Here is a 25,142-nt window from a genome sequence, read left to right as displayed (position 1 = left end):
GGTTGGTTTTTCCAATGGGTGCCCAAAGCGTTTTGCCAGGGTTATAAAACACAAAAGCATCTCCTTCTGGAGATGCTTTTGTGTTTCTAAAATTCGAATGCCTATTTCTTGGGAATATTGTGGGCAATTTCTTTCCAGAATTTTGCATAAACAAATTTCTTATAGGTCGGACTTTCCGGATTATGGCATTGTACGCACGTTTTTTCATTCGGTTGAATGTATCCGACGGTTTTGGGATCAATTTGGCCCTTATATAATTTTCGCATCACACTTGATTTCCAATAAGCCGATCCCGGACCGTGGCAGGCCTCACAGGTAACCCCATCTTCCATGTGATATTTGGGTCCAAAAGCCGTTTTGGGCTCTCCATAACCCGTTACATGACATTTTAAACATTTCGGGCTTTTTTGCGGGTCAGCAATCCCTTTTTTCTTGGCAATCGCTTTTGCCTCAGCGGTTCCAAGAGCTTCATAGGCCTTGGCATGAGGACTGCTTTTCCAGATTTTAAATTGATTTCCTTTCCGGGCGCTGTTGTGGCACATTTTGCATTTTAATACGCCAATGTACTTAAACTGACCTTTTTTTGCCTGCGGTGTGCCGGATATCCCCATGCTCATCCAGGTTAAAATTAAGCCGGCGGCAAACATCACACCCAGGCCAATTTTCATTTTTCTAATTCTCATGGATTGAACCCTCCTTTTTTAATGGTTTGTCATGGAACAGCCTGCTTGCTTACTTTATTCCTTTATGCGTACACAAAAATCTGAATTGAAAGGATATGTTTTTATAAACAGACACATTTACAGAAGGTTATATGAGCATAATTCATTAAATTTAATGCTAAGCCGGACATTCCTAAAACCAAGGAAAAGCAGGAAAATCACATTTCTTTATTACCATACTTTTTTCAATTTGTTCCGATTCGACTGCTGAACAAATTTCGTATAGTTAGCGAAAATATAGAGGAATTGAGAATTAAAATCAAAATGTATGATCTTAATTTAAAAAAAAAACTTTAAAAATCAAGAGAAAATCGGCTCATTTGAAAAAAATTGGGACTTTATTGCAGAAAAGGCAGGCAAAACCAAAGAAGCGGAAGCACGTGCTTCCGCTTCTTGTATTCTCAATTTTTCAAGAATGTCTTTATCAGTGCATGTCTTTGTAAAAGGATTCTCCCGGAAGATTCAGATCAATAACCGATTCCTTCATGTGTTTCAGATCCCTTTGATCACGTTCCTTGTAGAATTTCCATTTCGGGTGTTCCGGAAATTTCGTACCCATGTAGTATTCTTTGTTATTGTATCGCTTCAACCATAATTCCCATTGATCCTGTGAAAGGAGTCCCTTTTCATAAGCGGCTTTCACATTGGATTTAATGCGGGTCCAATAATCGGGAAACATCTGGTACACAAAGTTGGGTTTATAAAGCTCCGTGTTGATTCCCCATTCATTCCCTGGAACATCATATAGTTTGAATGTAATCATTTTAGTGGGATTATTGGATTTCTGCCACACCTTGGCCTCGGCATCCCCATGGTCGGCTGCCCAGTTCAGCATTTCAATAAAGTCTTGCTGAACTTCCCAGATGCCATGCCACTGGGTAAAATCGGCCCCCATCATCTCGGCTCCGTGGCGGAAACGCCGTCCTTCATGGTGCCAGGCATAATATTTCGCGCGCTCCGGCTCCTGATCATAGCCGTCCAATACGGGATTTGTCCAGAGGCGGTCGCCGGTTTTCCAGGGATACATCAATTTTTCCTTATACAATTTTTTATTCCAGTAAACAAACTGACGCCGAATTTCGTTGTATTGAAGATTGACAAGGTCGGCTTCCAAAAAGTATTCATTAACAAAATCGGGAGCATGACAGTTAAGACAAATCTCTTTCATACGTTCCCGTTTTTTCTGCCAGGTACCCAGGTGCTCCTCATCCCAGACCGTGCGATAACTCCACGGGGCCTGTGACTCCCAGGCCAGGCGTGCACTCACGTTGTGGGTCATGGGCTGTGTGGGACTACCATCCATGTGACAGGTTGTGCACACGGGGGCTTTAATTGGGATTTTTTCGTGATTCGTCGTTTCGTACCCCATGTCCCAATCTTTTCCTTCGGCCGCCCAGATGTTTCCGTGCTTGGATTCTTCATAAATCTCAATATGCGGATGGTCTGGCCCCAGGTGACATTCTCCGCATGTCTTCGGATTTCGGGCCTGGGCAATTTTAAAGGAGTGCCTGGTATGGCAGGCCGAGCAGTCGCCCACGCTGCTGTCGGGCCACATATTTCCAATTCTGTGGCATTGTTCGCATCCGTGCTTAACCGCAGAGGGAAATTCATACACGGCACGGTCATCATTATGCAAAAGCCAGAATTGGTGAGCATGCTTGCTGTTTTCAAATTCTTTCACTTCCTTATCATGACAAACACTACAATCTTTGGGGGTCGGGTAACGGCCCACTAAAATATCACTACCCGGACAGGTAAAGGCATCAAAATCGCCTTTCTTTGCGGCATGGCATTCGATACATCCAATGCCATATTCCGCATGTTTGCTATCTTCCCACTGTTCAATTTGTTTAACGGCGATTCCTTTTCGTTCGTGACAGGTGACACATTGTTTGCTCTTGCCGGTTAGTTCAACTTCGGGTTTTGTAGATTCGCTCTTTTTCGTCTCAACGCCGGCCACAATTACCAGGGTCACCAAAAATAGAATCGAAAAAATTCCGACCAGATACTTTGTTCCATCTCCCTTGGCCATAAAAATACCCTCCTTTTATTTATTTTGCTAATAGTTCCATTATTGTAAATACCAGCGCCAGTACAGCGGTTGTTCCGCCCAGGACATAACCGATAGGCGCTTTGGGCCATTTTGCCCGAAACCAATCATCGATAAAAGGCCAGAAAACCAGTACAATCATAAATGCCAGAACCAGATACACACCCAGCCACAGCGGCACAAGTTTTAGTAGTCCGTAGACCGAATAAAAATACCACTCGGGTTTGATATGCATAGGTGTTTGGGTGGGATCTGCCGGAACTCCGATTCCCGGCGGAATTAAAATTGCAAGTGTACTCATGAAAACCAGCAGAAACAGGGTGATGTAAATTCCTTTAACAAAATGATCAGGATAAAAGGCGTAGTACCCCTCGCCTTCGTGGCCTTCCAATTCGGCCACGCCGTGAAGATGAATCATAAAAATGTGCAGGGCGATGAGAATAAATAAAATTGAAGGCACAAACAATTCATGAAAAACAAAAAATCGGGTCAGGGTGTTGGCAGAGACCTCTTCTCCGCCCCGCATAAATGTGAGAAGCCAGTGTCCGATCAGGGGAAGTTGATTAACGAGGTTGGTTCCAACCGTTGTTGCCCAATACGAAAGCTGGTTGTAGGTAAGGGAATATCCCGTAAACCCCATTGTCAGGGTCGTTCCCAAAAGAAGGGTTCCCAGTATCCAGTTGATTTCCCGAGGTTTGCGATATGCCCGGGTAAAAAAGACACGCAGCATGTGGAGAAAAACCGCTATAATCATCAGGTTGGCTCCCCAGCGGTGCAATCCCCGAATCCAGAACCCCAGAGGAACATCCTGTTGAATATGCCGTACACTCTCGTAAGCCATATCTGGTGAGGGGATAAAATAAAATGTCAGCAAAAGCCCGGTTGTCACCTGAAGCAAGAATAAAATCAGGGGCGTGGCTCCCATTGCATAGTACCATTTTTTCATGTGTACGGGAATGGGTTCCTTGATCACAAGATCTCGTACAATTCCTATCGCTTTCTCGTAATCCAGAGGGACCCTTTCCACCCACCATTCCTTTTTAAGTACGCTCATACAAGCCCTCCTGTGTATTTTTCTTTCATCCAGACATAAACCAGCCCTGTTTTTACCTCCACTCGAAAGTGATCCAGAGGTCGGGGAGGCGGTCCGGAAATCACCGTTCCATCAGGACGATAGCGGCCCTTGTGGCAGGGACAAAAGAATTCCTGGTTTTCTTTCTGCCATTGAACAATACACCCCAGATGCGTACAGATGGCTGAAAGAACGCGATATCCCTCTTTTAAATGAACCACAAAAATCTTCTGTCCGGCCACCTCCATAGGCTTGGCATTCCCCACTTCAATTTCATTGAAATGGGCAACCAAAACCTCTTTCATTTTGGGCGGCCGTTTTTCGGGTATAATGAACCGAAGAAGACCCGCTGTAAATCCCCCAAATGCGGCAAGGATTCCTCCTCCATACAGAAGATTCGCCAGGAAACTCCGGCGCCCTTCTTCTTGTACGTCATTCTTTTCTTCTGCCATTGATTCCTCCATTTTAGTGGATTGGATTCCTGAATTATAACGAAATTTATGGTAAGTGTACAAAAATAATCTGATCTCAAAAAATCAAATTATTGTCCCTTCCAAATAATCCAAACCGCCCTGAACACGCACGGTCCCTTTATTGGGAGGATCATATCTCCAGGGGAACAATCCGAATCGCCGGCGGCGACAGCGGACAAGCATGTTCACACAGTCCGCACCCCGTGCAGAAATCGGCATTGATTTCCAATTGAAGTCTCTCGTTCAATCGGATGGCCTCCCCCGAAAACGGACATTTTTGGAAACATGCATCGCACCACCCTCCCTTCGTGTTGAAACACCGCCTGGAATCGAGTTCAGCCACCCCCATTTTAAGATGATCTTTTGTAAGGGCTCCCTCCTTGCAGGCCGTCACACAGGGAAAATCCTCACAATACAAACAGGGTTGAATCCTCGGAATGATTGCCGGGGTACCCTGATATTTTCCCGCCCGATGATCCAGCAACCGAATGGCTTCAAATTGACAGGCAACCACACAATCGCCGCAACTGGTACATTCCTGACCCAGTATTTCTTCTGAAACGGCTCCGGGCGGCCTCAGGATGGGCCGCCGATTTCGCCGGCTTTGCGGAGATTTTTGCAAGGGCACCCGTTCCTTCAGGGTTCCCAGACCCAATGAAAAAAACTCCCTTCGATTGAGTGTTGTTTTCCCCGGACTTTCAGCCATATTTTTCGGGACTCCTTACCGTTTTGTTTTTCCAGTTGAACCGAAGGGCATCAAACGGACAAATGTCAATGCAATCTCCGCAATTGGTACAATAAACCGACGCTCCTTCTCCCAATTTCGGCATAAGACCCCAGGTACAGATTTCGTGATTTTCACAAATTTTGCAGATTCTCTGACATTTCGCGGATTCAAACTCAATCTTCAGAAGGCGTTTTTGGCCGACCAATGAGAGAGTGGCTCCCAGCGGGCAGACATATCTGCAAAATCCTCTTCGTGCGACAAAAAGCTCAAATGTCAAAAAGATCAAAATAAAAAGAATTTCCCCACCCAAAATGTGGAAAAAAGCCAGCCGCATGGCTTCCCGGCCAATCACACCCGGAGGGGAATAGATTGAAAACAGAGACGTTCCCACAATCATCGACGCCAAAATCTCAGCCGTCAGAATAACCCAGACTATCCATCGCGGAATCGCAAAAAGGCCCTCCGGCGGATGATGAGAGTGTCCCCATTTTCGATACGCCCACTGACGGAAATCCGACACCCACTCGGACAGAAGCCCAAACGGACAAAGCCAGCTGCAAAATACACGTCCCAGAATAAATGCTAAAATAAATGGCGTTAAAAATGATACAAACAGGGTTAAAAAAAACGTTCGCGAGATCAAAAAACTCTCAAATGATTCGAGAGGGGAAGCAATAAACCAATACCCGATGCCCAGCGATTGGTACCATCCGTTAAAAAAATGAAACCCAAACAGATTTAAAAAGGGAACAATTAGCAAAAACAAAAAACCCACTATCTGAATCGTCCGACGATATCTAAAATAGATCCTTTTCTTTTTGGTTTTGTCAGCCAATTTTAGCCACTCCGTTTCAGGTGATCCTCCAACGGATCCACATTTACTGCACGCGGAATCTGGACGGGACAGGCAGCCACGCAAAGCCCACAGCCCACACATTTATCTTCGATAATAATTGGTTTTAGGCGAATCAGCTGAATCGCCACATTTTTGAAAGGACAGGCATCGTAACAGGCCCGACAAATTGCTTTTCCATTGTAGGCCCAGCACCGTTTCTGGTCGATATGTGCCAACCCCATCCCTGCCTTTTCTGCAGGAACGTTTTGGAGCGCGCCGGTGGGACAAACCTTTACGCATTCCATGCACAGGTAACAGGCAATGTGCTCCACATCAATCAGCGGTGTACCTGCCTGCAGGCCGCCCGACAAACGAATCGGTTCAATGGAATAATAGGGGCACACTTCGGCACATCGTCCGCACCGAATGCAGGCTGCCACAAAGTCGGCCTCCGGAAGCGCCCCGGGGGGCCTCAGATGATTTCGCCCGATTGGAGACCATAACACCGAAGAAAACAGGTTCTCGGGCCGTAAAACGGATAACCCCATCCCGGCTCCAAAAGTCAAGAATGATTTCAGAACCGTCCTTCGATCAAGCGATTTCGACCCGTTTTCTTCAGAATTCATTTTTTGCATTTTCTTTTTGCTTCGGGGACGGAATATCGTCCTCAAAGTAATGATAAACGCCCATCACTTTTATGACCCCGTCTATGGCCTCTATCTGTTGGTTTAATTCCTCCAGGGCCTTTTTATTTTCGGTCTCCAGAACGGCGATAATGTTCCCTTTTTTATCATCTCCGTAGAGGCTGACCGCTTTCATTTCATTCAGTACATCGTAAACAAAGCTCGTTTTATCAGGCATTGTTTGTATTGCAACCCCGGTAATCGGCATAAACAAGCTCCTCCGCTTTAATTGAAGGCACCGATTTCAGATGAAGAGACAGAAATCGGTGCCCGTCATTTTCCCTTACGTCACTAAACCAGCTTCATCTCCACCGTGGTGGGTTTAAGGCGTTTGGGACCGGATATTTTTCTGATCTTAACCGCACAGATTTTATATTCAGGCTCTTTTGATCCCGGATCAACCGCTTCAATGGTCACAAAATTAATCATTCGATTGAAATTCTGGTCATGCCACGGAACGGCTATGAGTCCCTCGCGCGGGCCTTCCACTATTTTTGCCGGAACCTCCACTTTTCCGCGGCGGCTTTTGATTTCAATCATATCGCCATGTTTGATTCCCAGGCGTTTCGCGTCTTTCGGATTAATTTCCACATAGGCATACGGAAATCCGCGGAGAAGTTCCGGAACCCGCCCCGTCATCGTCATCGTGTGCCACTGTTCAATTACGCGTACGGTCGTCAAATAAAACGGGTAGCTTGCATCGGGCGGTTCGGCCGGACCCTTGTAAGGCCTGGCCCACACAAAGGCGCGTCCATCCGGATGTCCGTAAAACTGAATCCAGGCCTTGCCTTTGGCCAGCGGATCAATTCCTTTAACATATCGCTTGGGTGTTCCGGGAGAGGTTACCGTGGGCACGGGCCATTGCAGGCCATCCGGCGCTTTTTTGAGCCGTTCGTAAGTGGCGCCCCAGAGGTCTACATCCGTTCCCTTGGTGCACCGGCGATAATCATTCCAGATATCTTCCGACGTGTGCAATCCCTTTACGATATGTTTGTAGATCGGATCCTTCATTTCTTTGCCCAGGCGAAGGGCAAATTCACGAAAGACCTGGATTTCTTCCCGTGCTTCCCCGGGTGGATCAAGGGCCTTTTGTGTCAGTTGAGAACGATGTTCGGTGCATCCGTAAACGCCCGATTTTTCGAACAGAAAAGCAGCTGGTAGTACCAGATCCGCCAGTTGTGTGGTTCGGGTCGGGAAAATATCCGTTACGATAATAAAATTATCTTTTCGCTTAAAACCCTTTATCACCGGAGTTAAATCCGGTAAGGATTGTGCCGGATTGGTGGTGTGAATCAGCATAACCTTAATCTTTCCTTCCGTCAGGGCTTTAAACATGGCGACGGTATGATAGCCCGGTTTTTTGGGCAATCGTTCCACCGGGATCGTCCACAATTTTGCAATTTGTTCCCGGTGTGCCTTTTTAGCCACCAATCGATGGCCCGGAAGAATGTGGCACAGCCCACCGGCTTCGCGCACGCCACCGCAGGCATTGGGTTGTCCGGTAAGCGAAAAAGAATCCGCACCCGGCTTTCCGATTTGGCCGGTAAGCAGATGCAGGTTATGCACCAGATTGTTGGCCCAAACCCCGCGAATACGTTGATTGAGTCCCATCGTCCACATGGACATGGTAGCACTGGATGTGGCAAACCATCGCGCGGCCTGACGAATTTGATCCGCCGGGCATTTGGAGATTTTTTCAGCCTTTTCCGGAGTAAAATCATTCAGGAATGTCTTGTATTCTTCAAATGTCATGCTGGCCGGCTTACCGTTTTTCATCGTTTTGAAGTCAACAAAATGATCCACAAAATTTTTGTTGTACAGTCCTTCATTCACGATAACATTGGCCATGGCATGCATAACAGCCAGATCGGTTCCCGGCAGGAATTTCATGTGCAGGTCTGCAATTCTGGATGTTGGGGTGACACGGGGATCCGCCACAATCACCTTGATGCCGTCCGGATTGGAGAGTTTTCGGTTCATAACCCGCCGGAAAAGAACGGGGTGCGCCTCTGCCTGATTGGTTCCAATCAGAAAAAAGCAGGTGGCATGCTCGATGTCGGAATAGGATCCGGAGGGTTCATCTTTTCCAAAGGTCGTCACATACCCGCCTACCGCACTGGCCATACAAAGCCGGGGATTTCCTTCTACGTTACTGTTGCCAATTCCAGCCCGAAAAATCTTCTGAATGAGATAGGTTTCTTCGGTCAACGCCTGACCCGATCCGTAATAGGCAACGGAATCCTTCCCATATTTTTTAATGGAATGGGCAAATTTTTTCGCCATAATGTCCATGGCTTTGTCCCAGGAAATCCGCTTGAATTCACCGTTCTTCTGGCGCAGCAGGGGATATTTCAACCGGTCCGGATGGTTGTAGATTTTATACTGTAAAAATCCCTTCATACAGAGAAACCCAAAGTTTGTTTTGGAATCCTCAACCCCTTTTACCGCCACCGGTTTCCCATTTTTTACACCCAGATACATGCGGCATCCGACGCCGCAAAATCGACAGGTTCCCTTCACCCACTTATCCACATCCTTTTCGCCCGGCGGAATTTCCGCTCCGGCTGAAGGGATTTTCAGGCTGACACCCAGAGCCGATGCAACGGCTGCGGCTGCCGTGGTCTTCACAAAATCACGTCTTTTCATTGTCATAACTACACTCACCTCCTTTATTTAATGAAAGGGTGAAGGTTTGGTTTTATCAATCCGATGAACCGATTCATAATGCGCCGGATGACACTGCCAGCAGGTCATTTTTGTTTTCCCTTCCGGGAGAACCATTTGATCGTATTCTTTGGCATGGCAGCTCCGGCACGTTTCCACCGAAGGGACACTCTTAAAATCTACAAATGAACCGTGGCAAACGGTGCAGCGTACATTTGCAATTCCATGTCTGCCGTTTGCCCATTCTTTGTACACGTCGGGAGTGGTCGTCATATGACACCCCCGGCAGGTTTTGCTTTCCAGCTCCGCTCTATTTTCCGGCCAGCCGGGGTGTTGATCCGCTTGAACAAGAACGCGGGCTTTGGGTGAAGCGTTTACCCAACCGCCGTTCCGATTCGAAAAAAGAAAAATCAACAACCCGACCAGTCCAATGAAAACCGGAAGCATCCATAAAGACTTTTTTGGCATGGCTGGTCCTCCTTAGGTTTTAAATGGAAATAATCCTCGATCCTGCATTTTTAATAAGAGGAAATGTGCATCCCTTTTCACTTCTTGTAGAAAAAGAGGCTCTACTGGAATTTTTGTGGATCTTTTTTCTTGAAACATGAAAAGCATTCCATTTCTGACCCTCCCTCCGGCCCCTTCCCTGAGATCAGGGAGGAGATCAGGGAGGGGGAGTCAGGGGGTGGGTTTAAAAGACCGGGTTCTATTTCCAAAAAGATTGTCTTTTCCACAAAAAAGCCAATAGAACCGAAAAAGAATACACATTTTCCTCGTCCACACAAGAGTGTGCTATCCTAAAATTTTACCGTAAGGGTTGTCTTTAACTCAATAGGTTTGTCATTCCATTTGTTCGTTCCGTTGATTAAATAGCCAGCGGCGTCACCGGGCATAAAAATACCTCCGCGAACCGTCCAGATCAGTTTCGGGTAAATTTTCATATCAATTTTAAAATCGGCTTCGGTTCCCAGTGCAGTGGAATTATCGGCCAAAATGCTTGTTTTCCCATTGGCATCGACCGTCCAGGCATGAATCGGTTGTGTGGCTTTAATGAATGTGTATGAACCGAAGAGACTCACTTTAGGTGTTGGTTTGAGCGTTACATTGGCTTGTACCAGAGTGGTGTTTTCCAATTCTCGATAGCCGCGTGTATTGGGAGCACCCAGCCCCTGAGGTGTAATGCCCTCTTCATCAGGCATAATGGAATCTTCCCAGATTTCCGTTACATAGAAGAAACCGGATGTTCGCAGCTTGTTTACATTTCCCTTTCCGCTTGTAACATCTTTATCACCGGAACCCAGTCCGAACACGCCGCCCAATTTTACTTTTGGTGTAGCGGCAAAGGTAGGTTTGAGGTAAAGGTTGAAACCCGAAATATCTCCATTGTTGATATCATGCCGTTGTTTGGGCCCGAAGGTAGTATTTTTAACATTGTCTTTTCCTGTCAGATAATCGAACTCTCCATCAACAGCCAGTTTCCCAAATTTGAAATTCGGGGCCAGTCCAATAATGGCCAGAGAGCTAATATTCGGGGTAAAACGTGCCCGGAAATACTGGAGATCGTCCGGAACGTAGGTTTTGCCGTCTCCATCACCGGCATCCCGGTAATACAATCCAAATGCATTAATTTTAGCAAAGCTAAACGCCGTACAGGTGTAATTGGCAAACACGACATCAGCGTCTCTCCCATCCGTATCGCCAAAGGCACTTTTGCCGGCCCCCACACCGTTATCGCTCAAGCCGTCAATTCCTTCAGACACCTTTGCCCAACCTACTGTGATCTTCCGCACATCACTCAATTTTACATCGGCCTGAATCCCATCCAGGTTGTTATCCAGAACCAGTTTATTTCCAAGCCGATATTGCTGCCGTCCAACGCGCATGACGATTGGCGCCACAGGCACCTTAAATTCCATGTAGGCCTGATCTACGTGGAAGAGATAATTTGTATCTTTGAAATCAAACAGGCTGCTGCCACCATAAGCACCATATGGCCGGTTAGCACTTCTCAGGGCATTATCCACACCCCACCATCCCTGAGCAATATCAAAACGCGTGACGGCCTTTACATTGTCATTGGCGGCCGCCTGAATTTTGAATCGCAGCATCTGGACAAAATAATCGTCATTGCCATTATTCTTGCCAAAGAAAAATTTTTGCTGAGATAATCCCCAGGCCGTGTACAGGCCATTAACCTTGATCTTTTTTCCATTTTGCGCAAACGACGGCGAAACCAGTGTAACTGTCAATAAACCAACAAACAACGCAATCACATACTTTTTCATAGGTTTCTTCCTCCTTTTCCCGAATTTGAATTCAAAAACGTATCCTTTTTAAAAAGTGAAACCCACATCCAAAAACAGAAAGACGTATCACCTCCTTTTTTAATTCGATTAGGCTTTTTCTAACCCATTTAGAAACACCCCGTTTTCTTTGAGTCCGTCCCAATTGGCCACCAGCGATCGCAGATCACGGCTAATCATTCCAGTCCGGTTGTCGGAGTATTTGCACACGCGTGACGCTTCCCCTTGGAAGCTGCCTTACATTTTGCGGAAGGACAATAATGCCGTTGACCTTGCGCCGGTTTTCCGGGTTGGAAAATGGATTTTCTTCAACAGGGACGGCATAAAAAACACCATTTCTCAAGTGAACCGAGGCCTGAACAAGTGATATCCGGTTTTCAGACTTATTAATGGTCTTGTCCAATCGTGCATTGATCACATCGTGAGTGATTTGTTTTTTGCCTCTCATTTTAAAAAGCGCGGGCCGGACAAATTCCTCAAAATTCAGAATGGCGCCAATGGGATCGTTGGGGAGCAAGAAAATCAATCGGTCTTCAAATGTTCCGAATGAGAAGAATAATCCCGGGTACACATTCTGGGTGTGTAAATGAAATTGAACATTTTTCTTCTCCAATACGCCAATCAAAATATCCTGGTACCTTTTTGAGCATTCGCCAATAAAAATGATCAAATCATTTTTCAAAGCACGCGAGATTGTGACACGATCGGCCCCGGAAAAATCAGATAATATTTTATAGCGTCTGACAAGACCGCGATATTTTATGACCTGCGCAGCAATGGTATTTGAAATTCCCTTCAGGTATTTTACAAGCGTCTCTCTGTCCCTGACATTTTGAATGGACGGGCAAACAAAAATCAAAGCCACCCGCGGCTTTCGAATAACGGGCAAGGATTCTAACTCCAGGAACGATGCCGTACCGATATCTAAACAAGTGATTTCGCTTCCCTTTGACAGCAACACCCGGCCTTTGCGTATTTTTGAACCCGCAGGCAACACATTCGTCCATTTTTGAAAGGGTTTCTCAATGGTAATTGTCTGATGCGACACGGATACCTCTTCTTCTCCAAATACAACATCAAAACCCTCGGGCAGGGGTTCAAATAGTCTGGCAGAAATGGCAACATCTTTCTCAAACACCCTTTTTGAGACGCTTCTTTGGGATCGTTTTAAAGTAACAGGGGTTTTTTTTGATGCTTTTTCCAGCCATTCGTGGCGGGATGCAAAACCATCCATCAGGGAAAGGGTGCGTGACGGAAAATCGGCAGATGCAATGATGTTTTCACCTGCAATACAACCTACAGATTTCATTAATGAGATATTTTCAGAAGGAAGTGTCTTTGTGTATTTTAAAATCGTGGCAACAATGGATTGGATAGATTCCAATGCTCCTCCTTAGGTATTTGCTGTCCTGATATTCAAGAAGTGTGCCATTCCTGAGAAGAAAGCGTAAAATATCCAACTTATTGATTTTATTAGAAATAGGCAAGATGCAGGAGTTGGCATGAAGGGGCATAATTTACGAATTTCTGTACAAGTGACGGAATTTCGTCAGGTATTGTCGGGGATGACATGAAATTCCTCCCAGAATCGGGACACTGCGAAGGGCTTACTTCATCTCTGCATAGAGAATGGGTTTGGTTTGTTTGGATGTTAATGGCGGAATCAAAATAGAAAATGTGGTTCCTCGTCCAATTTTACTTTTCACGATGATCTTTCCCCCATGTTCTTCGATAATTCCGAGACTGACGGCCAGCCCCAATCCCGTTCCCTTTCCCACTTCCTTGGTTGTAAAAAAGGGATCAAAAATCCGCGGTAAATCATCTTTTGGAATTCCAACGCCCGTATCCTCAATCGCTATTTTTGCCCATTTTTCACTCTCTGCTTTGACCTCGATCCGCAGTTCCCCGCCCTCGGGCATGGCATCAATGGCATTCAGAAAGACATTCATCATAACCTGCTGCAGATGGTTGTCATCGCCCAAAACGAGAATGTCCTTTTCCGGATACTGCTTAATGACTTCGATCCCCGAACGCGACAGTCGATATTCCAACAAAATAAGCGTTTTTTCGATAATTTCGCTCAGAGAAACCGCTTCCATTCGGTAGCTTCGCGCACGGGCATAACCCAGGAGTTGCTTTACAATGGTTTCAATCCGTCCGATATTCTCAAGAATAAGATTGAGGTAGACCATGTTTTTCATCTGGTCGTCAGGATTTTGGATAATATTGTGGATGCTGTTTTGAATGCCATCCAGAGGATTATTAATTTCATGCGCCACTCCGGCAATTAAGCGCCCGAGAGAAGCCATTTTTTCAGACTGAATAATTTGATTTTGAGCGTTCTTTAATTTCTTGTAGGCCTCCTGCAATTCCTTTGTTCGTTCCTGAACATGATCTTCAAGAACCTTCATGTAGTCTTCCATTTTTTTCTGCATCTTGACCTTCTCGGTCACATCCCGGCTCACCAAAATCATCCCCACAAAACGTCCCTTTTCATCCCGGACTGCGGCGTAGACATTGTCGTAATAGCGATCCCCATTGACTGAGGGAACCATTCGACGATATTCAGTGGCATTGTTCGATCGAAAACTTTCGATAATTTTTTCCACGCCGGGGCGAACTTTGGGCGGATGACAATCCATAACCGAGTTGCCAATGATATCTTCCTCCCGGATTCCCCGAATGACCTCTGCAGCATGGTTACAAAAAACAACCCGATTCTCGGTGTCAACAAAAATAATCCCTTCACTAAGATTTTCAATAATATGCTTGAATATCGCAGGGTTGGCAGATGAATTCATCGGATCCTCTCTGTCGAAATAGGTTTATTTTCGGAATGAGTGAGTTTGCTTCAAAAACCGCAAATTACACAAATCGCGCTAATTTCATTTCAATAAAATCAATTCGTGAAATTCGCGGACAACGGCTTTTTTAGAACAGATGCCTGAATACACCCCTAAATTAATAATGTTCATTAAAGAAGTCAATATTTTTCTGATCCCAAAGCGAGATTGGGCGTACCGTTTGGTCCCGGTCTCAACCCTCTTCATTGTTTGCAGTGTGCCGGATGGTTTTCAGAATTTCATTTGCCAATTCTCCACGATTGGAAACCGTGACGTCGAATAGATGATAGGGCACTCTCAGGTTGACGAGCATTCCCAGGATTGGGCTTCTTTTTTGGATGACCCAGATCTGATTGCGGGGCGATTTCCACAGCTTTTTCAGGGCATCCACAAAAGGCCTGGAATCTGATTCCATAATTCCGACCTCATCAATGACGATCCAGCCCTCTTTCGACATCACCTGCGCCACAATTTGTGTTCCGAATTTCTCAAATACCTCTTCACGAATTCCAAAATCACCCAAGCGCTTATCGCTTTTGAAACGCCTGTGTGCAAAGAGATACTTTTCTCCGGTTTCCAGGTCTTGAAGATAATACCCCAATTTCTGGCGGCCTTCATAAATGGGAAGGGTCTTAAAACCCGAGGGCTTTAGATGCAGTTTTTGAACCAGGTTTTGAGTAAGTGTCGATTTTCCGACACCCTGTTCACCGGTTATCAGAATACGTATCATTTCAGACAAATGGCAGATAAATGTTGTAAAAAAACCGGGAAAGCCAGAATCATAATAAAGCCGCTCTGTTGTTTCTTTTCACACCGTGCCTTTTATTGATTTTTGACTGAGCCAGTGGTACGAAACCATGTGACGCAGGCGATTGGATAAACTCCACCCGACCATACCTGCCAGTAATCCGGCCGCTGCAAAAAGACTGAACAGGAGTAATAAAACAATAAACGCCTGTTGGGGAGCCAGATGAAAAAGTTTGGCCCCTTTTTCAACGACAATGGAGAATATCTTCCAAAATCCCAGACCCGCAACAAGCCCCTGAACAATAAATGGGTGGAAAAAACTCCACAGCAATCCCAGAACACCGGAGACCTGGTAATTGATTCGGGAAGAAAAGGGAAAGGCCAATCCGATTTCCACAAAAATGGACTCCATAACGATGCCGATCATCGGGTAGATGACAATCGCGCCCAGGAAAAGGAAGGTAGATAAAGCAGCAATCAAGCCGGTTAGAACGGCTGTTCCCGTCCGTGGAACAAAGGTCCGCCCCACCAAAAGAATGATCACGCCAAAAAACGTTAACAAAATTCCGGCAAATGGTAATTTTACAAGGTGCAGCAGAAAGCCAACGTGAATTTCCACCGCTGCCCAAAGCGCACCAAGAAGGGCAATTAGAACCATTTCCTGAAGCGAAACAAAAAATTGTTTATGAGCCACGTTTCCTCCCAATGGAAAAATTTAATTTGCCGGAGGCAGATCCAATATTCTCTGATCCGTTCCCCGGTCTCCTGCGTTTCTCTATGGATTTTTACGACAGATTTTTCAAACAAAAAACCCCAATTTCGCGTTCGGAAATTGGGGCTATTTTTCCTCTGCTATCTCCTTTCCAAACGCGGGAGGCTCACCTGTTTCCAGTTGAACCCTATCGGTTCGAGAACCCTGGCTTTTGGGCTGTAGGTTCGGGAACTCGGAGATATTGAATAATGTGATTGAAATCAATTACAACAAAAGCTATGCCATTCAATCCCCCGATATGTCCAGATAACCTTCATAACAGCGTAACCGTTTGATTCTTCAAAAGGTGAAAACCAAAAGGCTTTGTCCCAGGAATCCCTTTGAGCAGTCGCAAATGATGCATTTTCGACAATGTGACGGCATTTCGTCACAACTGTTTGAGCGCCTCTTCATACCCTTCGGGATCATTGATATTCCAGAAAAATTTACGGAGATCCCCAAATTGAGCCAGATCTCTTTTGCTCAGCGTTTTTGTGGGAACCCGGTCAAAAAGGGACTCAATTTTCCGGTTTCCGCTTTTTAATAATTCTTCGATCACCGGCATGGCTCGATGGGAATAGAGTCCCGCCAACGGCTCATAAAAACGGCCTATTTTGGGAATCAGACAGCTTATCTTGTCTGACCACTGGTCCAGTAAAAAGAAAAAATACTCTGTTGTAATAAAGGGGGTATCGCAAGCCATCACAATAACCGGTTCGCTTCGTGTGATCGCCAGTCCGGTAAAAATACCGGCCAGGGGCCCGCTATCGGGAATAAAATCAGCGTGCATGGGTAAATTGAGAAATGTGTACAATTCGGGCGTATTTGTAATAATCCGAATATCCTCGGTTACCGGGCGCAATTGATGAACCACTCTCTCAATCAGCGAAATTCCGCCAAAATTAAGCAAAGCCTTTGGCCGGCCCATTCGGGTGCTGCTTCCGCCCGCCAGTACGATGGCAGTGTTGTTATTTCTCCTGAAGGCCATATTTCTTCAATTTATCCTGAAGAGTTGTACGCTTTAACTGCAATAATTGAGACGCTTTGCTGCGATTTCCACCGGCCTTGTTAAGTGCCCAAATCAGCAGCTCCTTTTCATAGGATCGAATCAGTTCCGCAAAATCCAGTTGAGGGTGATGACCATAAAATCCCCGCCAGTTAAATGTTGTTTTTGAAGGAACCAGAAGAAAATCCGGGAGATCCTCCAATTCAACGATTTCATGCGTGGTAAGTGTACAAATGCGCTCTACGATGTTTTCCAACTCCCGCACATTCCCGGGCCAGTCGTACGAAAGAATGACTTTCATGGCGTCATTTGAAAATTTTCGTACGGGAGATTTTGTTTGATATTTGCTCATGAAGTGGTCAATCAACAGGGGAATATCTTCCTTTCTCTCCCGGAGCGGCGGCAACAAAATGGGAACAACATTCAGGCGGTAGTACAAATCCTCCCTGAATTCATTCTGCTTGACTTTTTCAAGAAGATTAACCTTTGTCGCGGCCACCACACGAATATCCACAGAAATGCTTTTTGTACCCCCCACCCGCTCAAACGCTTTTTCCTGAAGAACTCGCAACAGTTTTACCTGCGACGACAGGGGAATATCGTCCACATCATCCAGAAAGATCGTTCCTCCGTCGGCCAGTTCGAAACGGCCTTTTTTCTCTTTTACTGCTCCTGTGAATGCCCCTCTTTCGTGGCCAAAAATCTCACTCTCAAAAAGGCTCTCCGTTAGAGCGGCACAACTGACACAAACAAGGGGTTTGTTTCGCCGGTTGCTGTTAAAATGGATCGCATTGGCAATAAGCTCTTTTCCCGTACCGCTCTCCCCCTGAATGAGGACCGTGGCATCCGAATCGGCTATGGTTTGAATAATACGATAAATTTCCTGCATGGGTTTGGAGCGGCCAATAATGTTTTCAAAGCGGTAACGGCTTCGTATTTTCGCTTTTAGATAAATGTTCTCCCGCACAATTTCCTGATAATCCCTGAGACGATCCAGAACAAGAATCAGTTCATCGGTTGTAAAGGGTTTGGTGATGTAATCGTAGGCCCCCAATTTCATGGCATCCACGGCCGTTTCTACCGTGGCATAGGCGGTTACAACAATAATAGGGATTTCTTTATCAAATTCACGAACTTTTTTAATGAAATCGATGCCATTCATTTTTGGCATTTTTAAGTCCGTGACAATAACGTCTATGGCTGCTTCTTCTTCCAATACAGCAAGCGCATCAATCGGGTTTTCGCAGGGAATGACCTCAAAATTTTTTCTCTCAAGAGCATCCGTCAGTGAAATGCGCTTGAGTTTTTCATCTTCTACCAATAAAATTCGCATGGGCATTCGGGAAAGATTTTCGCCTCGGCTATTTTAGTTCTCAAATGATTTACTTTATTCGACCTAAATATAAGAATTCCAATTCTGAAAAGCAAAGCAAAAATCCGGTTCCCGAACAAATTCATCGGGTATTTTCCCCGGGACGGTACCCAGTCCGGCTTCATCCCTTTATTCAGCTGAATCGCGGTTTTCCTGAATCCAGCGAATAAATGTCATGACCCACGGCCGGGGAGCGTGCTTTGCAAACCAGGCGCCCAGTCGATTTGGAAACCCGGGAATGACCACCCGTTTCCCCTTCATTAGCCCCCGGTAACCGATTTCAGCCACCCTTTGTGACGACATTAGCCCCACCCGGCCTACCAGCGCATTTTTCATCCCCGCTTTTTTCTGAAATTCAGAAGCCGTTGGACCGGGGCACAGCGCCGTCACCGTAACAGGCGTCCCTTTAAGCTCGTGTGAAATGGCCTCCGAAAAATTCAAAACAAACGCCTTTGTGGCGTAATACACGGCCATCAGGGGGCCTGGCTGAAAGGCAGCCGTTGAAGATACATTCAGAATTTTTCCGTACCCTCGTTCCAGCATATCGGGCAAAAACTGGCGCGTCAGGCGTGTCAGTGCCGTCACATTGACCTGAATCATTTCAACTATCTTTTCCGGATCCATTTTGTAAAAGGGCCCAAGTGCTCCCAATCCCGCATTATTCACCAGAATGTCCACCGAAATATTCCAGGCCCGAAGCTCCTCAGCCATTTCCTGAACTGCCTCGCTGCGGAATAAATCCTTTACAAGAAGCGTGACCTCAATTCCATATGCAGATTGAAACCGCTCTGCCGCGGCCCTCAATTTTTCTTCACGCCTGGCAACCAGAATTAAATTAAAGCCATTCTCTGCAAACACCGCTGCCAGTTCAAGCCCAATTCCGCTGGAAGCCCCTGTAATCAGTACATTTCTTTTGGAGATTTTATTTTCCACGGCTTATTCTTTCCCTTTTTCATCAGATGTCCCGGATTGTATTTTTCGAAGGAGCGCTTCAATTTCCGGCAATTTTTCTCGGGCGGCCCGGGCGCCTACCTCAATTCCCTTATCCACGGCGCTAAATTTGGTGTAGCTTAACCCCTGTAAATCGGGCCGAATCAGGACATCCGCTCCGCTCATCTTGTCGCGGGTTTGAGCGTCCTGCGAAATGTAAATAGCCTGCCGGATCACATCAAAAGGCGTGCGAATATTTTCCTTCAAAAGCGGGTGATGCACATCCACGGCAATGACGTATCTGGCACCCAGCGCCTTGGCTGTGGGTACCGGCAGGTTTTCAACGAGACCGCCATCCACCAGCGTATGCCCGTCGATTTTGACCGGTGTGTAGATTCCGGGCACCGACGCACTGGCCAGCATAGCCGTTACAACGTCTCCGGAATCCAGCACAACCTTTTCCCCTGTGTATAAATCGGTTGCCACAGCTGCAAATGGAATTTTCAGTTCGGCAAACGTCTTGTGATCCAGATTAGCCCGAAAAAGTTTCTCCGTTTTTTCCCAACTGAAAAATCCCAGGCCAAGAAATGACCAGTCCATCAGCTTAAAAATCGTAATGGACGAAGCCTGCCGGATTAAAGCGGGAAGCGGAACACCGGCCGCCACGTGCCCCCCAATAATGGCACCCATGGACGTACCCACAATGAGATCCGGCTGGACGCCGTTTTCTTCCAGCACCTTTAATACACCGAGGTGGGCATAGCCAAGAGCAGCCCCGCCGCTGAGCACCAGTGCCAGCGAGTAGGTTTGTTTTTCAGGAGCCGTCCTCTGAAGCTGAGCGTCAGAGCTCCGGCTGAAAAAAAGGAGCAGTAAAATTGACCCCAAAAACCATTTTTTAAAATCAACTTTCATTTCCGCACTTTCAACAAATTCAATAGTCATATATATCATTGGAATAAAGTTAAATTTACCCCAAACAGGACCCAAAATCAACTTTTTTGCGTGGCTGGGACGTTTTCCGGAAACCGGCGGATTCTCTGAAAATAGATTCAGACAAGGCGTCAAAGAAATAAAAAAGCGCTCCGTTTGGAACGCTTTTCTGTGAATCCATTAACGCAGGATGGGATACAACCCTGGCCGCACGAGAAACAGCGGTTTTCCGGGCATTTCGGACACCATTCGAAGATAGTCCATTTCCGATGGGGTAAACATTTTCACGCCCGCAAACGGCAGGTTGGGAATTGGTGATTTAAAAAGTCCCTTGTATTTGGGAATCTCAACCAGGGCCACATGGGCGCCCGGTTTCAGGCCGGCTTTTTCCCGGGCGATTCGAATCGCCGTCTCCAACCCGCCAATCACATCCACCAGCCCTATTTTCTTGCCCTCCACACCGGAATAAACATGCCCCTGGGCGATTTGTTTCACCGAATCCACCGGGAGCGACCGTCCCTCAGCCACATTTTTCACGAAAATGTTGTACGCACTTTTCATAAAATACCGAACCGTGGCCCGTTCATCCCGGGTTAAATCGCGTTCGGGAAGCATGCCCACAAAAGGAATGGAAATTCCGAAACCCGCGTCGGCGTGTTTACCGCGTTTCACATGATCGGCTGTAAAGCCAATCTTCCCCGAAAACCCCTTATCGTAAAGCCACCCCCCAATGACCCCGATGGAACCGGTTACCGTGTTTGGTCCGGCCACAATGGTATCTCCGTACATGCTGATCCAGTACCCGCCGGAACCGGCCACCTGTCCCTGTGAAACAATAACCGGCTTCTTTTTGGCACAGGATTTCATCGCTTCCGCCACCAGATCGCTGGCCATGGCGTCGCCGCCGGGAGAATCCACACGGAACACCACGGCTTTCACGCTTTTGTCCTTTTCCAATTTTTTGAACACCTTTTCCAGCCAGCGGGCACGGATGCCTTTGTCCATGGCACAGGTTCCCAGCGCGTACACCAGGGCAATTTTTGGCGCGGGTCCCCACTGATCGATCACTTGCTCATTGGAAAGCAGTCTCTTTACCGGAAGGGGCCGGAGTTTTTTATGCATAAATGCTTTAACCACGTCATCAATCGCTGACCAGCGGGCCAGCGTATCCACCAACCCCGCTTTTTGGGCGGAATCTGCCAGAAAGAGGAAATTTTGGTTGACCAGCGCATCAAACTTTTCAGGCGTCATATTTCTGGAGCTTGCAATATCCGTTTTAACCAGACTGTACCAATCGTCCACAAAAGCCTGGCGCTGTGCGCGGTCTGCTTCAGACATCTTCTTTCGACTAAAGACCTCAACGGCTGACTTGTATTTGAAAAAGCGAAGCTCGTCAAATCCGATTCCCAGCTTTTCCAGTGTGCCTTTGTAAAACGTGCGTCCCATGACAAAGCCTTCCAGCGTCAACGAACCCAGCGGATCCATTACAACCCAATCCGCCACACTGGCCAGATGGTAGAGTGAGATGTCGGTATTTTCGAGGAAAATAAGAACTTTCTTCCCTTTTTTCTGTGCCTGCTTAAGTGATTCCCGAATTTCCCAGGCATGTTCCGGCTGAACCCGAGTTCCGGACAAATTGAGTACGATGGCCGTTACCCGCGGGTCATTGGCCGATGCGGAGATATTTTTCAGCAGCTCAAAGAAGGAATATTCCTTCCGGTCGCCAAAGCGGTAGCTGTGGTATACGATCGGTCCCCTGGGCCAGAAACGAACGTACCGGGTGTTCTTCTGCACCTTTCCGGAAAACGGATTTTCCAAAAGAGCTCCTGTACGAATTGCTGTGGTGTTGGAAATCAAATCGTGCTGATTGGAAAATCGGGCCTGTCCGGCCACACCCGTGTGTCCCAAATTGAAAGACAATCCGGCGGTGAGGGTTTTGTCCGAAAAGTATCGACCGATAAGGTGCACGCCCGGCAATACGCGCACCACGGCCCCGGCACTCCATTCGGCATTTTTCAGGGCCTGACCAGAATGTGCTGCCGCGTCCGCAAAGAGGGTGAGCGCAGGTGAACCGAATGGCCGGATGCCCGTTTCGAATATGCCTTCACGGAAATTGTGTTCCAGCGAAAAATGGCCGGCCGCCCCTAACGAAAAATAGCGACTGGGTCGAAAAAGAGCCCCAACATTCAACAAACGATCGTGCGGCAGGGCCCCCGCCGACGCCTTTGACCAGCGGTAGCCCAGGCCAAAGCCGACTGTTTCCGTCGAAAAAGCAGCCGACAACCCGTAGTCCGAAACCCAACCGGTTCCTTCTCTTTGCCGGAAAAATTGGGTTCCCAGACCGTGTGACGCAGCGAAAATACCCCACGTATTTGTCTGGGTGATCGGATTTCGCCTCGTGTCCCAGACGCCCAGAACTTCAAATTTGGGGACAAACGCAGGAACGGAAGGGTTCACAAATCCCAGCAAACCATTGTGAAAGGCCCCCGGAGGCGTAAAAAGCAACTGCGTACTGCCGGTGTAGGTCAGATTATTTTGGCCCCAAATAGGATTTGTCAAAAGAACCGAAAAAACAAAAAGAACCGCAAACCTCCTCAGACGTTTCATGCCATTCCTCCTTTCTAAAATTGACTCCGACAAACCGGACGCGGTGAAAAGAAAAGTGCCCTCGGGTCATTTCAAATCAGCCCAAATGGGAATCCTTTTCAAGTTTGTCCTAATCTACGCAAATTTCATGGGTCTGTTTCAAATTAGCCGTTGGCAGTTCGCCAAGTGGATTTTGCTTGAATTTAAACCGGTTGTTTTTTACATTGGTGTAGTTTGTTAAATGACCAGGATTTCCAAATAAGGAAAGGACAAACACGATGAAAAAATGGCTCGTTTTTCTGTCGATTTTTCTTCTGTCTTTGCCTGCAATGGCACAGAAGAAGGCCTTCACAATTGAGGATTTGTACCACCTGAAATCGGTTTCCGATCCACAGATTTCACCGGACGGAAAAGAAATTGCCTTCACGGTCACCTCTTACACCCTTCACAAGGGCAAGAGCAACACGGAAATTTACCTGATGAACAAAGACGGCAGTCAGGTGCACCAGATGACCAACAACCCCGCGGCCGATTACGCCCCGCGCTGGACGCCGGACGGGAAATCCCTGCTTTTCATTTCCACCCGGAAAAACGGATCGCAGCTCTGGCTGCTGCCGGTCAGTGGCGGCGAACCGACCCAATTAACCCATATTTCCACCGGAATCACCAATCCGGTTTGGTCCAAAGACGGAACCAAAATTTTATTCGAAACGTCGGTTTTTCCGGAATGCGGTGCCAGCGACAGTTGCAACAAAGCCATTAACGAATCCATGAAAAAAGGGCCCATTCAGGCTCACCTGGCTGACCATCTCCTCTACCGGCACTGGACACACTACAAAGACGGCCACCGGAACCACCTGTTTGTGTTTGATGTAAAATCCAAAAAAATGACGGACGTTACGCCCGGTGATTTCGATTCGCCGCCCTTTTCCTTGAGCGGTGCGACCGATTACGATTTTTCGCCGGACGGGAAGGAAATCTGTTTTACCTCCAAGCGCGTGCCGCACCCGGAGTCTTCCACTAACATGGATCTGTGGCTGGTTCCGGCCACGGGAGACCCCGCCAAAAATATTACGGCGGACAATCCCGCTTACGACGGCCAGCCGCGCTATTCGCCTGACGGTCGCTTCATCGCCTACCGCACGCAGAAAATTCCCGGCTACGAATCCGACCGGTTCCGCCTGGCTATTTACAACCGAAAAACCGGCCAAAAACGCATTCTGACCGAGGCCTTCGACAACTGGGTGGACGACTTCGCGTGGGCTCCGGATTCCAAAAGCATTTACTTTATTGGAGAAGTGAAAGGCCACTTCCCGTTGTACAACGTGCGGCTGAAAGACAACCGCATTCGTCCGGTGGCCGATTTGAAAACGATCAATGCCTTTGCCGTTTCACCCAACGGAAAATGGGTGGCGGTCAGCCGGCGGGCGGTACAAGACCCCACGGAAATTTGGCGGGTGGACACCAATGGCAAACATGCCAAACGGCTGACCTTTTTCAACAAGGCGGTGGAAGATTCCGTGGACATTCGGCCGGTTCTGGAACGCTGGTTTCCCGGTGCGGACGGCATTCCGGTGCACACGTTTATTGTAACGCCCCACAATTTTGATCCCCACAAAAAATATCCTTTGATTCTAAACGTGCACGGCGGGCCTCAGGGTCAGTGGGCAGATGCTTTTCGCGGCGACTGGCAGGTGTACCCGGGCGCGGGTTACATTGTGGCCTTTCCCAATCCCCACGGGTCCACCGGTTACGGTCAGGCCTACACGGCGGAAATCTCCAAAGACTGGGGCGGCAAGGTGTACCAGGATGTGATGGCTGTGGCCGATTCCCTGGCCAAAATCCCCTGGGTGGATGCCGATCGGATGGGCGTGATGGGCTGGTCGTACGGCGGCTACATGATGATGTGGCTCCAGGGACACACCACCCGTTTCAAGGCCATTGCCGCGATGATGGGCGTGTACGATTTGCGCTCGATGTACGGCGCTACAGAGGAACTCTGGTTTCCGGAATGGGATTTGGGCGGGCAGCCCTGGAATTCGCCCCTTTACCAGAAATGGTCTCCCAGCAATTTTGTGCCCCATTTCAAAACCCCGACGCTCGTCATTACCGGCGAACGGGATTACCGCGTGCCTTACACCCAGAGTTTGCAGTTTTTCACGGCCCTGCAAAAAATGGGCGTTCCGTCCCGTCTGATTATTTTTAAAAACGACGGCCACTGGCCCAGCTATGTGAAGTCCATGCCGCTTTACTACGATGCGCACCTGGATTGGTTTCACAAATATCTGCACGGCGGGGCCGCTCCGTGGGACGTGAAAAAAATGGTTCGAAATGAGGTGTTTAAATAAGTCCGACAGACAGAGGCCTGGAGTTTCCAGTAAAAAAGACCCAAATAAAAAACCTTGCGAAGATTCAAACCTTCGCAAGGTTTGCTTTTTGGGGATTGAT

21 protein-coding genes and 1 riboswitch are annotated in these 25,142 nt (G+C 47.4%); of the genes, 1 reads left to right on the top strand and 20 read right to left on the bottom strand.

The window, feature by feature from the left end; all coding sequences use genetic code 11:
- Positions 1-101: 101 nt before the first annotated feature.
- From GXO76_12560 to GXO76_12465, 20 genes are all read right to left on the bottom strand, one after another.
- A complete protein-coding gene (locus tag GXO76_12560; protein ID NOY78689.1) occupies positions 102-683 on the bottom strand; it encodes a cytochrome C554 in 582 nt (193 codons plus the stop codon).
- Positions 684-1,146: 463 nt separating this feature from the next.
- On the bottom strand, positions 1,147-2,754 hold the full coding sequence (locus GXO76_12555; protein ID NOY78688.1) for a cytochrome C: 1,608 nt from the start codon (positions 2,752-2,754) through the stop codon (positions 1,147-1,149).
- A 19-nt stretch (positions 2,755-2,773) separates the two neighbouring features.
- Positions 2,774-3,826, bottom strand: coding sequence for a cytochrome bc complex cytochrome b subunit (locus GXO76_12550; protein NOY78687.1), 1,053 nt, complete (start codon positions 3,824-3,826; stop codon positions 2,774-2,776).
- Positions 3,823-4,149 (bottom strand): ubiquinol-cytochrome c reductase iron-sulfur subunit, encoded by a 327-nt coding sequence (locus tag GXO76_12545; protein ID NOY78686.1) that lies wholly within the window; start codon positions 4,147-4,149, stop codon positions 3,823-3,825. Before GXO76_12545 ends, GXO76_12550 begins: the two co-directional genes overlap by 4 nt.
- Before the next feature lie 298 nt (positions 4,150-4,447).
- Positions 4,448-5,023, bottom strand: coding sequence for a 4Fe-4S dicluster domain-containing protein (locus GXO76_12540; protein NOY78685.1), 576 nt, complete (start codon positions 5,021-5,023; stop codon positions 4,448-4,450).
- Positions 5,016-5,879, bottom strand: a complete 864-nt coding sequence (locus GXO76_12535; protein NOY78684.1) for a 4Fe-4S binding protein — start codon at positions 5,877-5,879, stop codon at positions 5,016-5,018. Before GXO76_12535 ends, GXO76_12540 begins: the two co-directional genes overlap by 8 nt.
- A gap of 2 nt (positions 5,880-5,881) precedes the next feature.
- Positions 5,882-6,505: a 4Fe-4S dicluster domain-containing protein gene (locus GXO76_12530; GenBank protein ID NOY78683.1), complete on the bottom strand. Its 624-nt coding sequence runs from the start codon at positions 6,503-6,505 to the stop codon at positions 5,882-5,884.
- Positions 6,495-6,740 carry a chaperone NapD gene (locus tag GXO76_12525; protein ID NOY78682.1) on the bottom strand — a complete coding sequence of 82 codons (246 nt, stop codon included), beginning with the start codon at positions 6,738-6,740 and terminating at the stop codon, positions 6,495-6,497. The genes GXO76_12530 and GXO76_12525 overlap by 11 nt, the downstream gene beginning before the upstream one ends.
- 113 nt (positions 6,741-6,853) lie before the next feature.
- Complete coding sequence (locus tag GXO76_12520) at positions 6,854-9,214, bottom strand: molybdopterin-dependent oxidoreductase (protein ID NOY78681.1); 2,361 nt, start codon at positions 9,212-9,214, stop codon at positions 6,854-6,856.
- A 21-nt stretch (positions 9,215-9,235) separates the two neighbouring features.
- Entirely contained in the window at positions 9,236-9,694 is a 459-nt protein-coding gene (locus GXO76_12515) for a hypothetical protein (protein NOY78680.1), read from the bottom strand.
- Positions 9,695-10,023: 329 nt separating this feature from the next.
- On the bottom strand, positions 10,024-11,511 hold the full coding sequence (locus GXO76_12510) for a hypothetical protein (protein ID NOY78679.1): 1,488 nt from the start codon (positions 11,509-11,511) through the stop codon (positions 10,024-10,026).
- 190 nt (positions 11,512-11,701) lie between these two features.
- Positions 11,702-12,913 carry a hypothetical protein gene (locus tag GXO76_12505; GenBank protein NOY78678.1) on the bottom strand — a complete coding sequence of 404 codons (1,212 nt, stop codon included), beginning with the start codon at positions 12,911-12,913 and terminating at the stop codon, positions 11,702-11,704.
- Between the two features lie 223 nt (positions 12,914-13,136).
- Entirely contained in the window at positions 13,137-14,330 is a 1,194-nt protein-coding gene (locus tag GXO76_12500; GenBank protein ID NOY78677.1) for a PAS domain S-box protein, read from the bottom strand.
- A 235-nt stretch (positions 14,331-14,565) separates the two neighbouring features.
- Complete coding sequence (locus GXO76_12495; GenBank protein NOY78676.1) at positions 14,566-15,102, bottom strand: hypothetical protein; 537 nt, start codon at positions 15,100-15,102, stop codon at positions 14,566-14,568.
- Positions 15,103-15,180: 78 nt separating this feature from the next.
- The gene (locus GXO76_12490) at positions 15,181-15,813 is read right to left on the bottom strand and encodes a hypothetical protein (GenBank protein NOY78675.1); all 633 of its coding nucleotides are present in this window, start codon (positions 15,811-15,813) and stop codon (positions 15,181-15,183) included.
- Positions 15,814-15,959: 146 nt separating this feature from the next.
- Positions 15,960-16,081, bottom strand: a riboswitch (molybdenum cofactor riboswitch).
- A gap of 177 nt (positions 16,082-16,258) precedes the next feature.
- Positions 16,259-16,858 (bottom strand): molybdenum cofactor guanylyltransferase, encoded by a 600-nt coding sequence (locus GXO76_12485; GenBank protein NOY78674.1) that lies wholly within the window; start codon positions 16,856-16,858, stop codon positions 16,259-16,261.
- Positions 16,839-18,209 carry a sigma-54-dependent Fis family transcriptional regulator gene (locus GXO76_12480; protein ID NOY78673.1) on the bottom strand — a complete coding sequence of 457 codons (1,371 nt, stop codon included), beginning with the start codon at positions 18,207-18,209 and terminating at the stop codon, positions 16,839-16,841. The genes GXO76_12485 and GXO76_12480 overlap by 20 nt, the downstream gene beginning before the upstream one ends.
- 168 nt (positions 18,210-18,377) lie before the next feature.
- Positions 18,378-19,181 (bottom strand): SDR family oxidoreductase, encoded by an 804-nt coding sequence (locus tag GXO76_12475; GenBank protein ID NOY78672.1) that lies wholly within the window; start codon positions 19,179-19,181, stop codon positions 18,378-18,380.
- Positions 19,182-19,184: 3 nt separating this feature from the next.
- Positions 19,185-20,090 (bottom strand): patatin-like phospholipase family protein, encoded by a 906-nt coding sequence (locus GXO76_12470; protein NOY78671.1) that lies wholly within the window; start codon positions 20,088-20,090, stop codon positions 19,185-19,187.
- A 198-nt stretch (positions 20,091-20,288) separates the two neighbouring features.
- Entirely contained in the window at positions 20,289-22,715 is a 2,427-nt protein-coding gene (locus GXO76_12465; GenBank protein ID NOY78670.1) for a hypothetical protein, read from the bottom strand.
- A 257-nt stretch (positions 22,716-22,972) separates the two neighbouring features.
- Between GXO76_12465 and GXO76_12460 the strand changes: the two genes are divergently transcribed.
- On the top strand, positions 22,973-25,042 hold the full coding sequence (locus tag GXO76_12460; GenBank protein ID NOY78669.1) for a S9 family peptidase: 2,070 nt from the start codon (positions 22,973-22,975) through the stop codon (positions 25,040-25,042).
- Positions 25,043-25,142: the final 100 nt, after the last annotated feature.

Source organism: Calditrichota bacterium (assembly GCA_013151735.1).
Classification (GTDB): Bacteria; Zhuqueibacterota; JdFR-76; order JdFR-76; family BMS3Abin05; genus BMS3Abin05.
The sequence above is the reverse complement of the archived record's forward strand: the minus strand, read 5'-3'. Positions and strand labels throughout refer to the sequence as shown.

Excerpts from the sequence above, each read along its gene's own strand:
- GXO76_12560 (NOY78689.1), bottom strand. The coding sequence starts at position 683 with ATGAGAATTAGAAAAATGAAAATTGGCCTGGGTGTGATGTTTGCCGCC.
- GXO76_12555 (NOY78688.1), bottom strand. The coding sequence starts at position 2,754 with ATGGCCAAGGGAGATGGAACAAAGTATCTGGTCGGAATTTTTTCGATT.
- GXO76_12550 (NOY78687.1), bottom strand. The coding sequence starts at position 3,826 with ATGAGCGTACTTAAAAAGGAATGGTGGGTGGAAAGGGTCCCTCTGGAT.
- GXO76_12545 (NOY78686.1), bottom strand. The coding sequence starts at position 4,149 with ATGAAAGAGGTTTTGGTTGCCCATTTCAATGAAATTGAAGTGGGGAAT.
- GXO76_12540 (NOY78685.1), bottom strand. The coding sequence starts at position 5,023 with ATGGCTGAAAGTCCGGGGAAAACAACACTCAATCGAAGGGAGTTTTTT.
- GXO76_12530 (NOY78683.1), bottom strand. The coding sequence starts at position 6,505 with ATGAATTCTGAAGAAAACGGGTCGAAATCGCTTGATCGAAGGACGGTT.
- GXO76_12525 (NOY78682.1), bottom strand. The coding sequence starts at position 6,740 with ATGCCTGATAAAACGAGCTTTGTTTACGATGTACTGAATGAAATGAAA.
- GXO76_12520 (NOY78681.1), bottom strand. The coding sequence starts at position 9,214 with ATGACAATGAAAAGACGTGATTTTGTGAAGACCACGGCAGCCGCAGCC.
- GXO76_12515 (NOY78680.1), bottom strand. The coding sequence starts at position 9,694 with ATGCCAAAAAAGTCTTTATGGATGCTTCCGGTTTTCATTGGACTGGTC.
- GXO76_12510 (NOY78679.1), bottom strand. The coding sequence starts at position 11,511 with ATGAAAAAGTATGTGATTGCGTTGTTTGTTGGTTTATTGACAGTTACA.
- GXO76_12500 (NOY78677.1), bottom strand. The coding sequence starts at position 14,330 with ATGAATTCATCTGCCAACCCTGCGATATTCAAGCATATTATTGAAAAT.
- GXO76_12495 (NOY78676.1), bottom strand. The coding sequence starts at position 15,102 with ATGATACGTATTCTGATAACCGGTGAACAGGGTGTCGGAAAATCGACA.
- GXO76_12485 (NOY78674.1), bottom strand. The coding sequence starts at position 16,858 with ATGGCCTTCAGGAGAAATAACAACACTGCCATCGTACTGGCGGGCGGA.
- GXO76_12480 (NOY78673.1), bottom strand. The coding sequence starts at position 18,209 with ATGCGAATTTTATTGGTAGAAGATGAAAAACTCAAGCGCATTTCACTG.
- GXO76_12470 (NOY78671.1), bottom strand. The coding sequence starts at position 20,090 with ATGAAAGTTGATTTTAAAAAATGGTTTTTGGGGTCAATTTTACTGCTC.
- GXO76_12465 (NOY78670.1), bottom strand. The coding sequence starts at position 22,715 with ATGAAACGTCTGAGGAGGTTTGCGGTTCTTTTTGTTTTTTCGGTTCTT.
- GXO76_12460 (NOY78669.1), top strand. The coding sequence starts at position 22,973 with ATGAAAAAATGGCTCGTTTTTCTGTCGATTTTTCTTCTGTCTTTGCCT.